Genomic DNA, 12,915 nt, shown 5'->3' on the forward strand with positions numbered 1-12,915 from the left:
CGCACGTCGTGGTGCCGCGCCCCGCGAGGCGGTGCGTCGTCGCACCACCTCGCGGGCCGTCCGGGTCACTTGCAGGTGAGGGCGCCCGCGGTGGGCGGGGTGCCGTTCCCGATGAAGCCGAACGACGCGGTGCCACCCGCCGGGAGGCTGCCGTTCCACGAGACGTTCGACACGGTCGAGCCGGAGAGCGAGCCGTTCCACAGCTGGTTCACCGTGGTACCGGACGGGAGCGTCACGGTCCAGCCGCTCTTGCCGGACGAGCCCGCGGTGACGGTCACGTCGGCCTGGTAGCCGCCGCCCCACGAGTTCGTGACCCGCAGCGTGGCGGTGCAGCCGGGGACCGGCATCGGCGTCGTCGGCGTTCCCGAGGGCGGGACGGAGACCGTCGGGGACGGGGAGGTCGTCGGGGACGGCGACGTCGTCGGCGTGACGGACGGGCTCGGGTTCGAGCCGCCGCCGAAGACCTTCGCCGTGACCGACGTCGCGGAGAAGCCGTCGGCGCCCGTGATGACGCGGTTGCCCCACGAGGTGCGCTGGGCCGGGTCGAAGCTCGTCACCATGTCGAGGTACTCGACGCCGCCGCCGTTGCCGCTCCACGACCAGGCGAACCAGCCGATGTTCTGCTGGCGGGTGTACGACATGATCGTCGCCTCGTCCGGGTTGCCGTCCGAGTGGTCGTGGCCGAACTCGCCGACGATGATCGGCAGTCCCTTGCTCGTGAAGGCGTCGAGGTAGGCCGTGACCTCCGCGGCGGTGTCGAACACGCCGTACATGTGGATGGAGAACACGGTGTTGCCGTTCGGGTCGGCCGCGGCGACGGTCGCGGCCGCGTCGCGCATGGTGAAGGACCAGTCCTGGCCCCAGTTCGGGGCGTCGACGACGATCGCGTGGTTCAGGCCCGCGGCGCGGAGCTTCTTGATCGCGGCCGAGGTGTCCGCCGCCCACTTCGAGTACGTCGCCTGCTGGTTGCCGTACGGCTCGTTGCCGATGTTGATCATGACCCGGTCCTCGGTGCCCTGGAGCACGGAGGCCAGGCTGATCCAGTAGTTCGCGGCCGTGTCGAGCGTGGACGCCCCGGACTGCTCGCCGTAGCCCGTGGTGTCGTGGTCCTCGAGCACGCAGATCAGCTTCGCGGCGTTGCACAGGCTCAGGACGTTCGACACGTCCGAGGTGCCGTTCTTCGTCCAGCGGGTGCCGTCGCTGAGCACGACGCGCACCGAGTTGGCGCCCGAGGCGGAGATGTCGGCGAAGGCCCGCGTCTGCGAGGCATACCAGGTGTGGGCGTGGCTCGTGCCGCGCAGCAGCAGCGGGGTGCCGTCGCCCTCGACGATCTTCCCGCCGGACACGTGGATGCCCGCGGCGGCGGCGCCGGCGTCGGCCTGCGCGGCGCCTGCCGCCGAGGCGAGCGGCGCGGTCGCGAGCATCGCGGCGACGCCCGCTGTCGCGACCAGGCCGGCCGCCGTCGCGGCCAGGCCCTTCCGTGTGAGTCTCATGAACGTCCTCGTTCCCGGGCACGCAGGCCAGGCTCTCGCTGCCCGACGGCGGTTCCGCGTACCCCGGGCGCCACTGTGGCCGAGCCGTCCGGCGGCCACCAGGTGATGAAGCGATTAAGTGCGCGGAAACACTGGAAAACCGCACGCTGACAGGGGCCGGCACGGGTCGCTTGCGCGAGTTCCGGGACCCCCGCCGAGGAGTTTTCGAAAACCGCGCGGGAGGCGATGCTCCCGGCCCCGCGACGACGCGCGAGAGCCCGCGGCAGGGCCCCGCGTCAGGGACCACCGCGCGGCCGGAGGGACTACCTCGCGGAGACGGCCTCGGCCTGGGCCACCGCCTTCTGCGCGCGCTCGCGCATCTCGCGGCTGAGTGTGGTGTCGCCGGCGGCCTCCGCGGCCAGGAGACGGCGGGACAGGTCGGCGAGCCGGGCCGGCTCCGGTTCGCCCCTCTCGCCCTCGCGCGGGGCGACGCCGCGGGCCGCCGAGTAGTAGGCCGCGAACCAGTCGGAGATCCGCACGCCGTGTGCCGGGACGTGGACAACGTCGATCTCGTCGCCCGCTCCGAGCTCGCCCGGCTCGGTGACCCGCAGGTACGCGCCCGTGCGGTTCGCCGCGGTGAAGCGCCGCACCCAGCGCTCCTCGCCCAGGCGCCGCTGGAACGTCGCGCACGGCGTGCGCGGCTGGGTGACCTCCAGCAGCGCCGAGCCCACCCGCCAGCGCTCGCCGATCACGGCGGTGCTGACGCCGAGGCCCGCGGTCCGCAGGTTCTCGCCGAACAGGCCGGGCGTGATCTCCCGGCCGAGCTCGGCCGCCCAGTGGTCCGCGTCCTCCTGCGAGTACGCGTACACGGCCTGGTCGCTCCCGCCGTGGTTCGCGCGATCGGCCTGGACGTCCGCGTAGAGCCCGAGCTGCCGCACCTTGACCCGCGCGGGCACCGGCCGCTTGTCGATCGCGGTCACGCCGACCGTTCCGGCGTCGGGCAGCAGGGCGTGGACACGGCAGACGGCGAGGATCGATCCCATGCGGTCATCCTGCCAGCGGGCAGGGCGCCGCCGACACCATTTTCCGCCGGGCCGCCGGGCCGCCGGGCCGCCGGGCCGGGGATCCGGGCCCTAGTTGTCCCGCGGATCCGACTTCCGCACCAGGTCCTGCAGCGTGCGCTGCACGGTCTCGACGTCGGGGACGTCGTCGAGCACCATGCCCTCGCGGTCCGAGCCGTCCGAGATGACGAGCGTGCCGCAGCCGAAGATGCGGTCCGTCAGCTGCTTCTCGAACGTCACGTCGTTGATCCGGTAGAGCGGGATGTCGCGGCCGGTGTGCGTGAAGATGCCCGTGCGCAGCGAGACCCGCTGGTTCGTGATGATGTAGGTGGTGTTCACCCACCGCAGGTACGGCGGCACGGTCGCCGCGAGGGCGAGCAGCACGACGACGCCGGTGACGAACAAGGGGATCCAGCCCTCCATCCGGAAGACCGGTGCCGCGATCCAGCCCGCGACACCCAGGACCAGCAGCACGACGACCCAGACCACGGGCTTGAGCAGCACCTTGCGATGCGTCCGCAGCTCCATGATCACGTGCTCGCCCTCGGCCAGATGCTCTTCCCGCAGACCCATGCGTCGCATATTGCCACGAATTCCCTGGCTGGTGAGCACTCGCCCGCTGGCAACCTGATTCGAACTGTGTCAATATAGATGGAGATCGATGCAGTGAACCAGATGCAGTGAACCAGATGCAGCGGAGACAGGGGAGGGCACCATGAGCGCACCAGCCGCCGACCGGCACGCCATCGGCACCGATGCCGCGACCGCCGTCGCGAACACCCTCAAGGCCCTCGCCGATCCGCTGCGCCTGCGCATGCTGTCGGCCATCGCGACCAGCCCCGACGGCGAGGCGTCGGCCGGGGAGCTCGCGACCCTCACCGAGGCCACCCAGCCCACCGTGTCGCACCACCTCAAGGTGCTGCGCGACGTCGGCCTGCTGTCCTCGGAGCGCCGCGGCACCTACGTGCTCTACCGGATCCAGCCCGGCTACCGGGGCGCCGTCACGACGCTGCTCGACAAGTTCGCACCCGCGACCGTCAGCATCGGCGACGCCCCGCACCTCACCGGGCTGACCGACGTCGACCGCGAGCTGACCAGTCTCGCCGCCTCGCTCGCCGCGCGGATCCCGGGCGTCACGCCGGAACGCAGCCTGGCGGTCGTACGTGAGTCCTACGCGGCGCTCGCGCGACGCGGCGGGATCCCGATCCACCTCGTGGCGCTGACCGAGCACTTCGCCCACCAGCGGCTCCTCGACATCGCGAAGACCCAGGGCAGCGGGGCGTCCGGCACCGCCGAGCCGGCCGGCACCGGCATGCCCGGCCGGGCCCCGGCCGCCGTCGTCGCCGAACCGGACGGTGCGGGGCCCGACGGCGCCGCGCACCGGCCGCAGATCCTGTTCGTGTGCGTCGCGAACGCCGGGCGGTCGCAGCTCGCCGCCGCCCTCACGGCGCACTACGCGGGCGCCCGGGTCGTCGTGCGGTCCGCGGGATCGGCACCCGCTCCCGAGGTGCACGCTCCGGTGCAGCGGCTGCTCGACGAGATCCCCCGGCCCGAGGCCGCCCTGATCGCGTTCCCCAAGCCGCTGACCGACGACGCGCTCCGGGCCGCGGACGTGGTGATCACCATGGGCTGCGGCGACAGCTGCCCCGTGCTGCCCGGGAAGCGGTACGAGGACTGGGTGGTGGGCGACCCCGCCCTGGCGTCGCCAGCCGGCGTCGCCGCCATCCGCGACGAGCTCGACCGGCGCGTGCGCGAGCTCCTGGCCGAGCTGCTGCCCGGCGAGACCTTCGCCTGACCCTCCCGCGACGTCCGCCGGGCCGAACCCCGGACGCCGAACCCGGCGCGCCTCGAGCTCCGGGACCGAACCGAGAACCCCTTGGAGAACCCATGAGCACCATCCCGTCCGCCCTCTTCGTCTGCGTCCACAACGCCGGCCGGTCCCAGATGGCCGCGGGGTTCCTCCGCGCGCTGTCCGGCGGCGCCGTCGAGGTGCGGTCGGCGGGCTCGCAGCCCGCCGACCGGATCAACCCGACCGCGGTGGAGGCGATGCTGGAGAAGGACATCGACATCCGCGCCGAGCAGCCGAAGGTGCTGACCGTGGACGCGGTCCAGGCCTCCGACGTCGTCATCACGATGGGCTGCGGCGACGCCTGCCCGATCTTCCCCGGCAAGCGCTACGAGGACTGGGCCCTCCAGGACCCGGCCGGCCAGGGCATCGAGGCCGTGCGCCCCATCCGCGACGAGATCGAGAAGCGCGTGCGTGTCCTCATCGCGGAGCTCGGCGTGGAGGCCGTGGCCTGATGCGCAAGGGGACGACGACGGCCGGGACGGGCCTGCTCGCGGCCGTCGCCGGGGCGGATGACCCGGCCGGTGCGAGCGCTCCGGCGGTCCCGGCGCCCGCGCCGGCGAGGGCCGCGCTCTGGCGCCGCGCGATCGCCGAGGCGCTGGGGACGTGCCTGCTGGTCGCGATCGTCGTCGGCTCGGGGATCATGGCCGCGGAGCTGTCCGACGACGCCGGGCTGCAGCTGCTGGCGAACTGCCTGGCCACGACGTCGGGGCTGACGGTCCTGATCGCCGTGCTCGGGCCGGTGAGCGGCGCGCACCTCAATCCTGTCGTGAGCCTGGTGGACTGGTTCACGGGGCGCGGCGACGGGTCCGGGCTGCGGCCGGCCGCGCTCGGGGTCTACGTCGCGGCGCAGGTTGCCGGTGGGATCGGCGGGGCCCTGCTGGCGAACGCCATGTTCGGCGTCCCGGCCGCGATCGCGACGACCGGGCGCGCCACGGCTCCGCACCTGCTCGCCGAGGTGGTCGCGACGGCCGGGCTGGTCCTCGTGATCCTGGGCCTGCTCCGCACCGACCGCGCCGTCTGGATCCCGGCCGCCGTCAGCTCCTGGATCGGCGCCGCGTACTGGTTCACGTCCTCGACGTCCTTCGCGAACCCCGCGGTGACCGTCGGCCGCGTCTTCAGCGACACGTTCGCGGGCATCGCCCCGGGGTCGGTGCTCCCGTTCGTCGCGGCCCAGCTGGCGGGCGGGGCCCTGGCGATCGCCCTGGCGGCGGTGCTGTTCCCCCGGCCCCGCCCGTGACCGCCTGACGGCGGCCGCTGCCGCGCGACGAGCGGCGCCGGGCGGCCGCCAGGACGGCGTCACAGCCTCCCGGCCGACGCCTGCCATCCTCGCGGTCGCCCCGGCGACCTCAGCGGGACGGAGCGGCGCCGATCGTGATCGGCTGGGGAGCGGACGGGACGGCGCAGCAGGCGTCGACCTGGGTCGCGGCGGCGGCCAGGGCCTGCGGGGAGACGGTGCCGTCCGCGTCGGCCTGGAGGGCGAGGTCCGACGAGCAGACGCCCGTGCGCGGGAGGTCCAGCTCGACGGCGTCGGCCGCGGCGCGGTCCCCCGCCAGGGCCGCCGCGATCGAGCGGACCTGCTCGTAACCCGTGGCCAGGAGGAACGTCGGGGCGCGGCCGTACGACTTCATGCCCGCGAGGTAGAAGCCGTCGTCGGGGTGGGCCAGCTCGGCCTCGCCGTGCGGCGGGACCGTGCCGCAGGAGTGCAGGTTCGGGTCGATGAGCGGCGCCAGGCGCGACGGCGCCTCGACGATCGGGTCGAGGTCGAGCTGCACCTCGCGCAGCATCGCCAGATCCGGCCGGAAGCCGGTCGCCGCGGCGATGTTGTGGACGACGACGTCGAGCGGGCCGTCCACGCCGTCGCGCCGCCCGGACCCGAGGACCCGCACGGTGCCGGCCGCGGCGCGTACGACGCCGTCCGCCGCGGCACGTCCGACGCCACCTGCGGGTGCGCGCCCGACGCCGTCCGCCGGCGCATCGCCCTGCGGCCGCATACCTTCCGGCAGAGCCTCGCCGTCCGCCTCGACCGGCGACACCGCGTCGATCGTCGCGCGGGTGACGAGCGTGACGCGTCCCGACTCGACCGCGTCGCGCAGGCGCGTGCCGAGGAGGCCGCGGGCGGGGAGCTGGTCGTCGGTGCCGCCGCCGTAGAGGCGGCGCGGGGATCCGCCGCGGATCGCCCAGACGATCTCCGTGCCCGGCTCCTGCTCCGCCAGTTCGACCAGGCCGAGCAGCGTGTTCGCGGCCGAGTGGCCCATGCCGGCCACCAGCGTGCGCCGGCCCGCGAACCGGGCGCGCTCCCGGCCGAGGACGTCCGGGAGCGCGCCGACGAGGTGGGCCCCCGCCTCGGACTCGCCCTGGGCCGGCAGCCCGGAGACGCCGAGCGGGTTGGGCGTGCCATAGGTCCCCGACGCGTCGATCACGGCGCGGGCGAGGACGTCGCCGTCGTCGGTGCGCACCAGCCAGGGCAGGCGTTCGCGGCCGAGCGACCGCATGCGGTCGGCGCCCTGCCTGGCGACCGCGATCACCCGCTGGCCGTAGCGGACGCGGTCGCCGAGCGCCCGGGCGAGCGGCGTCAGGTAGCGCTCGACGAGGTCCGCGCCGGTGGGCAGGGCGTCCGGGTCCGGCTCGGTCCAGCCGGTCAGGGGCTCGGAGAGCAGGCGCCGGGCCGCCGCGTCGATGCCGTAGCGCCACGGCGAGAAGAGCCGGACGTGGCCCCACCCGGCGACGGCCGCTCCGGGGCCGGACCCGGCTTCGAGGACGAGCGGTTCGAGGCCGCGTTCGAGCAGGTGCGCGGCGGCGGCCAGGCCGACGGGCCCGGCTCCGATGACGACGACGGGGAGCTCCTCGCGGGGCGTCTCGGTCATGTTCACTCCCTCAGATCGAAGTTCTTCGATGTGTGTACGGCGACAACGTATCCATAAACTTCGATGCGTGGCAAGATGGGCGCATGACCACCGCGCAGCTCACCCTCCTGACGGGCCCGCCGGCCACGAGCTCCGCGCCGGTGGTGTGCTGCGCGCCGCTCGTCCGCGAGGCGGCCGACCCGGCGGCCGCGGTCGATCTCGCCCGCGCGTTCAAGGCGCTGGGCGACCCGGCGCGCGTCCGCCTGCTCTCGCTCGTGGCCGCCCACGAGGGCGCGGAGGCCTGCGTCTGCGATCTCGTCGAACCCCTCGGCCTGGCCCAGGCGACGGTGAGCCATCACCTGAAGATCCTGGTCGACGCCGGGCTCCTGACCCGGGAGAAGCGCGGCAAGTGGGCCTACTACGCCGTCGTCCCGGGGTCCCTCACCCGCCTGGGCGCCCTCCTCACCGAGACCGCGGCGTAGAGCCTCTGGCACTCGAGCGTGCCCCTCTCGTCGATGTCAGCGCTTGTCCTGCCATCTCCTCGGGTTCGCCTCCGGGCGCGAGCCTCGTTCCTCGGCCCGCACCCTCCGCCTCACCTCTCGTCGATGTCAGACAGCCGCGGCATGCTGGTTCCGACGAAGGGAGCATCATGACCGAGACACAGCAGCCGGGCATCGCGCGGATGGGGTCGTTCGTGCTCGACGTGCCGGATCCGGCGGCGTCGGCGCGGTTCTGGAACGGGATCACCGGTGGTGAGACGACGTCGGCCGACGACGACTGGGTGTCGACCCGCACCCCGGACGGCTGGCACCTGAACTTCCAGCTCGCCCCCGACCTCGTGCCCGCGCAGTGGCCGGGCCAGGAGCACCCGCAGCAGGTCCACCTGGACCTGAAGGCACCCGACGTGCCGGGCGCGAGCGCCCGCGCGGTCGAGCAGGGCGCCACGGTGCTGGCAGAGGAGGAGCGGTGGACCACCCTGGCGGACCCGTCGGGCCACCCGTTCGACCTCTGCGTCACCGACGGCGCGGACACCACGGTGGTGGGCGTCAACTTCGACGTGCCGGACGCCCACGAGGCCGTGCAGTTCTGGGCCGCCCTGATCGGCGAGCCGGTCGCCTACGACCAGGACGGCATGGGCATGACCGGCGGCGACCGGCCGATCCTGTTCCAGCAGGTCGAGAACTACAACCCGCCCGCCTGGCCGGACCCGGCCCGCCCCCAGCAGGGCCACCTCGACGTGTACGTGGACGACCTGGACGTGGCGGAGGAGGCGACCCTCGCCCTCGGCGCGACCCGCCTCCACCACCCGGGCGAGACCGGCGAGGAGGACTTCCGCGTGTTCGCCGACCCGGCGGGCCACCCGTTCTGCCTCTGCCAGGCCAAGAGCTGACCGCACCGCGGCGAGCGGCGGGTGCGGGTCCGGGCGTGACCCGGACCCGCACCCGAAAACCTCCCCCCCCCCCCCGCTCGCTCGCCCTCACCAGGAGGCTCCACCCCAGATCCCCCCACGGCCGTACCCCGCACCCGTCAGCCGACGACCTCGCCGTCCTCGACGGTGACGGTCACCGGGTCGGAGACGATCACCTCGGCGGGCCGCTCGTCCTCGTACAGGAGGTGGGTCGCCGCGTAGACCTCGTACACGCCGTCGTCCCGGACGTGGTGGTAGGTGTCCACCGGTGACTCGCCCTCGCGTGACGGCTCGACGTCGTAACAGGTCGACCTCCCGGTCCACCACGCTGTACCGGACCAGGTCCCGCCCGAGGCCTCGGACGCCGTGGCACCGAAGTCGCCGACGAAGAACCCGAGATCGACGACGACGCCGTCCTGCACCCAGACCATCGTGGGCCGGTGCCACGCGTAGACACCCGTGAAGTCGCCGCTGATGTCCACCGGGGTAGCCACGCCGCTGCCCACCACCTCCGGCGTGATCGACCCCCCGAGATCCGCCGTGAACGCCGAGCTCCGGTTCGCCAGCAGCTCGGAGACCGGCATGCCGCACGAGGGTTCGTGGGTCCCGTCCGGCCAGGCGTCCGCGGGCCAGCCGTCCGGCACGTAACCGTCCTGGTACCTCGCGGTGATCGTGTCGGCCACCGGCTCGGTCCCTGCCCCGCTCCCCGTCCCCTCCGTCCCGGACCCGTCCGGCTCGGCCCGGCCGGACGCGGCGTCGTCGGACCCGGCGTCGCCCGCTTCCGTCGCGTCGCCGGACCCCGGCGCCGTCACCCCGCCGACGACGCGCGGCGTCCCGTCCTGCGCGACCCGCACCCGGAACGGCTCGCTGAACGCCGACGGCGTCCCCGTGCCGTTGTCCGGCCGCTGCGCGTCCGCGGCCGGCAGCAGCGCGACGACGTCGTACGTGCCCGCGGGGAGCTTGGGCGCCGACCCGAGGTCGCCGTCGCTGCCGTACGCGCCGGAGTCGAAGTCGTTCGCGCAGGTCGCGGCCACCGCCGTGTCGAGCACGACGTCGAGCCGGCCGCTCGCGTCGAACCCGCCGGCGTAGGCCTCGAGGTCGGCGGGGAGCTGCTCGTGCGGCGGGGCGTACCGGCCGAACGCCACGGCCACGCCGTCGTACCCCCAGATGAGCACGGGCGACACGGCGACGTGCAGGCCGTCGGTGCTCAGGCCGCCGGAATCCAGCGTCGCGGTCGCGGTCCAGACCCCGGGGACCGGCCCCGGCCCGAAGTCCTCGGTCAGGGCCAGCGACATCGGCGAGCCGTTCCCGCCCACGTCCTCCCACGGCATGCCGCACGCGTAGTCCGTGGCGTCCCAGCCGAGCGGCTGCGTGCCGGGAGCAAGGGCGAACCGGTCGCTCGCCGGGCTCGCGCTGGGCGTGCCGCCCGGCGTCGGCGTGACCTGCCGTTCGGCCGGGGAGTTCGACGGCGACGGGTCGGCGGGCAGGCTCGCGTCGTCGCCCTGCAGGCCGGCGGCCTGGATCGCGCCGAACACCACGATCCCGGTGACGGCCAGCGTTCCCGCACCGGTGGCCACGGCCTTCGTCACGCGCCTGCGGCGGACCCGCGAGCGGATCGGCACGAGAGCCTCCTCGAGCATCGCGGCGGCACCCTCTCGCCCGGCGGCACCGTGCTCCCGGAAGAGCCCGGTCAGAGCCTCGTCCTCCTGGGGCGTGGCCCACGCGTCATACGAGTGGTTCGTGCTCATCGTGCCTCACCCCTTTCCTCGGCCGTTCCGGCTGCCGTCGCTCCGGTCGCCTTCGTTCCGCTCAGCGACCTCCGGTCGCCCTGGTGTCTCTTGCCCGCCTCGCCCTGCCCGTGCGCGGCGGTCTGGTCGTGGTCGCCGCCCAGCAGCCCCCGCAGGGTCGGCATGGCGTCGAACAGGTGCCGCTTCACCGTTCCCTGCGAGACGCCGAGCGCCTCCGCGATCTGCGGCACCGTGCGGTCCTCGTAGTAGCGCAGCACCACGCAGGCGCGCTGCTTCGGGGTCAGGGCCCGCAGGGCGGCGCCGACGTCGGTCCGGGCCGACGCCGCGTGCTCCGCCGACCGGGTCGACTCGTCGCCCGCCAGCAGGTGCCGCACGCCCGTCCAGCGGCGCCTGCGCCGGTAGCCGTCGAGGTAGAGGGTGAGGATCGTCTGCCGGAGGTAGGCCTCCGGATGCGTGATCGGGTTCGTGAGGTCCACGGTCGCCGCACCGGACGCCTGACCGCGCGGCCGGCTGAAGCGCGAGTACACCTTGACCAGCGCGTCCTGCACGAGATCCTCGGCCAGCGAGCGGTCGCTCGTCAGCATGTACGCGTAACCCACCAGCGCCGGCCCGCGCTGCCGGACCATCTGGGTCAGCTCGGCGTCCCACCGGGTCATGGCCGCCTCACCGCGCTCTCCGCCTTCATCGTCGCCTCCGCCTCGTGGCGCGGAATCCGTTCCGCACTCCCACCACCCCTGACGCCTGCGGCACCCGGAGCGTTGAGACGCACTTGTCGCGGCCGGTCCCGACCCCGGTCACAGCGACCGGTGGGTCCACTCCCCGGCCAGCAGTGTGCCGGCCACCGGCATGCCCCGGAGCCGCTCGGAGAGCGCGGCCGGATCCGCCGTGTCCCCCGGATGCCCCGGCCCCGCGGCGCCCCGGGTCCGGGCCGCGCCCGGAACCGCGGGATCAGCCGGGGCGACCTGGGGCAGGTCCGCGTCCAGGATCGCGAGATCGGCCCGCCCGCCGGTCCGCGGCGTGATCCCGTGCCCGCCGGACGACGCCGCGAGCGCCTGCCCGAAGCTCAGCGCCTGCTCGGCGTGCCACGGGTCGCGCCCGCCCCGCGTGCGCGTCACCGCCGACGCGATGGCGTGCCAGGGATCGAGCGGCGCGACGGGCGCGTCCGACCCGAGCGTCAGCGTGACGCCCGCCGCGGCCAGGCGGGCCAGCGGGAACGCCCGGTCGGTCCGGGCGGGCCACAGCACCTCGGCCACGTCGCGGTCGTCCATGGCGTGCTCGGGCTGCACGCTGGCGGTCACCCCCAGCGCCGCGAACCGGGCGACGTCGTCCCACCGCACGAGCTGCGCGTGCTCGATCGATCCGCGCGCGCCCGTGCGCTCGAACGCGTCGAGCGCCAGAGCGTTGGCCCGGTCGCCGATCGCATGGATCGCGCAGGTCAGCCCGGCGTCGGTGGCGCGCGCCATGAGCCGGCGCAGTTCCCCGGCGGGAAGGTTGAGCACGCCGCGCGCGGCGTCGTCGGGCCCGTGCACGACGACGCCGGGCGCCTGCCCGGCGCCGCTCCCGGCCGCGGCGGCGGGCACCCCGTACGGGTCGAAGCAGCAGGCGGTGCGCGAGTTCAGCGACCCGTCGCTGATCACCTTGAGCGAGCCCAGCTCCACGAGGGGCGACCCGCCGAGCCGGTCCCCGGTGCGCAGCCCGTCCGCGAGCGCCGCCTCGAGGTCCCGGTGCCAGACGCCGGCGCGGACGCGCAGCCCGTCCCAGCCGGCGGCGCGGCGCCGCCAGGCGGTGACGTTGTCGTCGGACCCGAAGTCGACGACGCCGACGACGCCGCGTTCCGCCGCGGCCCGCGCCGCGCTCCGTACCAGGCGGTCCAGGTCGGGCCCGGCCGGGTGGTCGATCTGCTCCGCCGGGAGCATCTCGTCCTCCAGCAGCAGCCCGGTCGGGTGGTCGATCCCCAGGTGGCGCAGCCCCGCCGTGTTCACCCAGGCGGAGTGCAGGTCGAACGAGATCAGCACCACGGGCACGTCCCCGGCGCCGTCGAGCAGGTCCGCGGCGGGCGCCTCCGGCCAGGTCGCCCAGTGCAGCCCGAACCCGACCAGCGGCTCGCCGGCGCCGTCGTCGTCCCCGGAGCTCCCCGGCCCGCCGGAAGCCCGCGCGTCCAGTGCCTCCCGCACCAGCCGCACGGCGTGCGCGGCGGACGTCGCGGACGACACGTCGAGCCGCCGCCGCACCAGCGCCCACTGCTCCAGGTGCGTGTGCGCGTCCCACAGGCCGGGCACCACCCACCGCCCGTCGAGGTCGACGACCTCCGGCCCCCGGCCCGGCGCCTCCCCGGCGCCGGCGACCGTCGAAGGCCCCGAGCTCGTTCCGGACGGGACGATCCGGGTGATCAGGCCGTCGCCGAGGTGGAGGTCGACGAGGTGGTCCGTGCCGAGGAGGCGGGCGCGGGTCAGGAGGATCACGGTCACGCGGCTACGGTACGGCGGCGTCTCGGCACGCGGTGACGCACGTCTCGGGCCAGAGTGGTACTGAGA

General features: G+C 74.6%; 12 protein-coding genes. 5 read left to right on the top strand and 7 right to left on the bottom strand.

The genetic code is table 11. From position 1 onward, the window contains the following. Positions 1 to 65: 65 nt before the first annotated feature. The 3 genes from ABD208_RS10570 to ABD208_RS10580 form a co-directional block, all read right to left on the bottom strand. Positions 66 to 1,493: a cellulase family glycosylhydrolase gene (locus tag ABD208_RS10570; RefSeq protein WP_344102421.1), complete on the bottom strand. Its 1,428-nt coding sequence runs from the start codon at positions 1,491 to 1,493 to the stop codon at positions 66 to 68. A gap of 302 nt (positions 1,494 to 1,795) precedes the next feature. Beyond that, entirely contained in the window at positions 1,796 to 2,515 is a 720-nt protein-coding gene (locus ABD208_RS10575; RefSeq protein WP_344102424.1) for an MOSC domain-containing protein, read from the bottom strand. A 90-nt stretch (positions 2,516 to 2,605) separates the two neighbouring features. Then, on the bottom strand, positions 2,606 to 3,106 hold the full coding sequence (locus ABD208_RS10580; protein WP_344102426.1) for a PH domain-containing protein: 501 nt from the start codon (positions 3,104 to 3,106) through the stop codon (positions 2,606 to 2,608). Between the two features lie 142 nt (positions 3,107 to 3,248). Between ABD208_RS10580 and ABD208_RS10585 the strand changes: the two genes are divergently transcribed. The 3 genes from ABD208_RS10585 to ABD208_RS10595 all read left to right on the top strand — a co-directional run bounded on the left by ABD208_RS10585 (position 3,249) and on the right by ABD208_RS10595 (position 5,619). Continuing rightward, positions 3,249 to 4,328 (top strand): metalloregulator ArsR/SmtB family transcription factor, encoded by a 1,080-nt coding sequence (locus ABD208_RS10585; protein WP_344102428.1) that lies wholly within the window; start codon positions 3,249 to 3,251, stop codon positions 4,326 to 4,328. A gap of 92 nt (positions 4,329 to 4,420) precedes the next feature. Beyond that, positions 4,421 to 4,834: an arsenate reductase ArsC gene (locus ABD208_RS10590; RefSeq protein WP_344102431.1), complete on the top strand. Its 414-nt coding sequence runs from the start codon at positions 4,421 to 4,423 to the stop codon at positions 4,832 to 4,834. Then, on the top strand, positions 4,834 to 5,619 hold the full coding sequence (locus tag ABD208_RS10595) for an aquaporin (RefSeq protein ID WP_344102434.1): 786 nt from the start codon (positions 4,834 to 4,836) through the stop codon (positions 5,617 to 5,619). The genes ABD208_RS10590 and ABD208_RS10595 overlap by 1 nt, the downstream gene beginning before the upstream one ends. Positions 5,620 to 5,728: 109 nt before the next feature. Here ABD208_RS10595 and ABD208_RS10600 read toward each other — a convergent pair whose 3' ends face one another. Then, the gene (locus ABD208_RS10600) at positions 5,729 to 7,246 is read right to left on the bottom strand and encodes an FAD-dependent oxidoreductase (protein ID WP_344102436.1); all 1,518 of its coding nucleotides are present in this window, start codon (positions 7,244 to 7,246) and stop codon (positions 5,729 to 5,731) included. Positions 7,247 to 7,329: 83 nt separating this feature from the next. Here ABD208_RS10600 and ABD208_RS10605 point away from each other — a divergent pair, with 83 nt between their 5' ends. Both ABD208_RS10605 and ABD208_RS10610 read left to right on the top strand, forming a co-directional pair. Further along, positions 7,330 to 7,707 carry an ArsR/SmtB family transcription factor gene (locus ABD208_RS10605; RefSeq protein ID WP_344102438.1) on the top strand — a complete coding sequence of 126 codons (378 nt, stop codon included), beginning with the start codon at positions 7,330 to 7,332 and terminating at the stop codon, positions 7,705 to 7,707. Between the two features lie 167 nt (positions 7,708 to 7,874). Next, entirely contained in the window at positions 7,875 to 8,615 is a 741-nt protein-coding gene (locus tag ABD208_RS10610) for a VOC family protein (RefSeq protein ID WP_344102440.1), read from the top strand. A gap of 137 nt (positions 8,616 to 8,752) precedes the next feature. Here ABD208_RS10610 and ABD208_RS10615 read toward each other — a convergent pair whose 3' ends face one another. From ABD208_RS10615 to ABD208_RS10625, 3 genes are all read right to left on the bottom strand, one after another. Beyond that, positions 8,753 to 10,381, bottom strand: coding sequence for a hypothetical protein (locus tag ABD208_RS10615; RefSeq protein WP_344102442.1), 1,629 nt, complete (start codon positions 10,379 to 10,381; stop codon positions 8,753 to 8,755). Then, the gene (locus ABD208_RS10620; RefSeq protein WP_344102444.1) at positions 10,378 to 11,037 is read right to left on the bottom strand and encodes a sigma-70 family RNA polymerase sigma factor; all 660 of its coding nucleotides are present in this window, start codon (positions 11,035 to 11,037) and stop codon (positions 10,378 to 10,380) included. Before ABD208_RS10620 ends, ABD208_RS10615 begins: the two co-directional genes overlap by 4 nt. Positions 11,038 to 11,175: 138 nt before the next feature. Next, positions 11,176 to 12,849 (bottom strand): amidohydrolase, encoded by a 1,674-nt coding sequence (locus tag ABD208_RS10625; protein ID WP_344102446.1) that lies wholly within the window; start codon positions 12,847 to 12,849, stop codon positions 11,176 to 11,178. Between the last annotated feature and the right edge of the window lie 66 nt (positions 12,850 to 12,915).

The sequence above is a fragment of the Myceligenerans crystallogenes genome, assembly GCF_039529775.1.
Taxonomy (GTDB): Bacteria; Actinomycetota; Actinomycetes; order Actinomycetales; family Cellulomonadaceae; genus Myceligenerans; species Myceligenerans crystallogenes.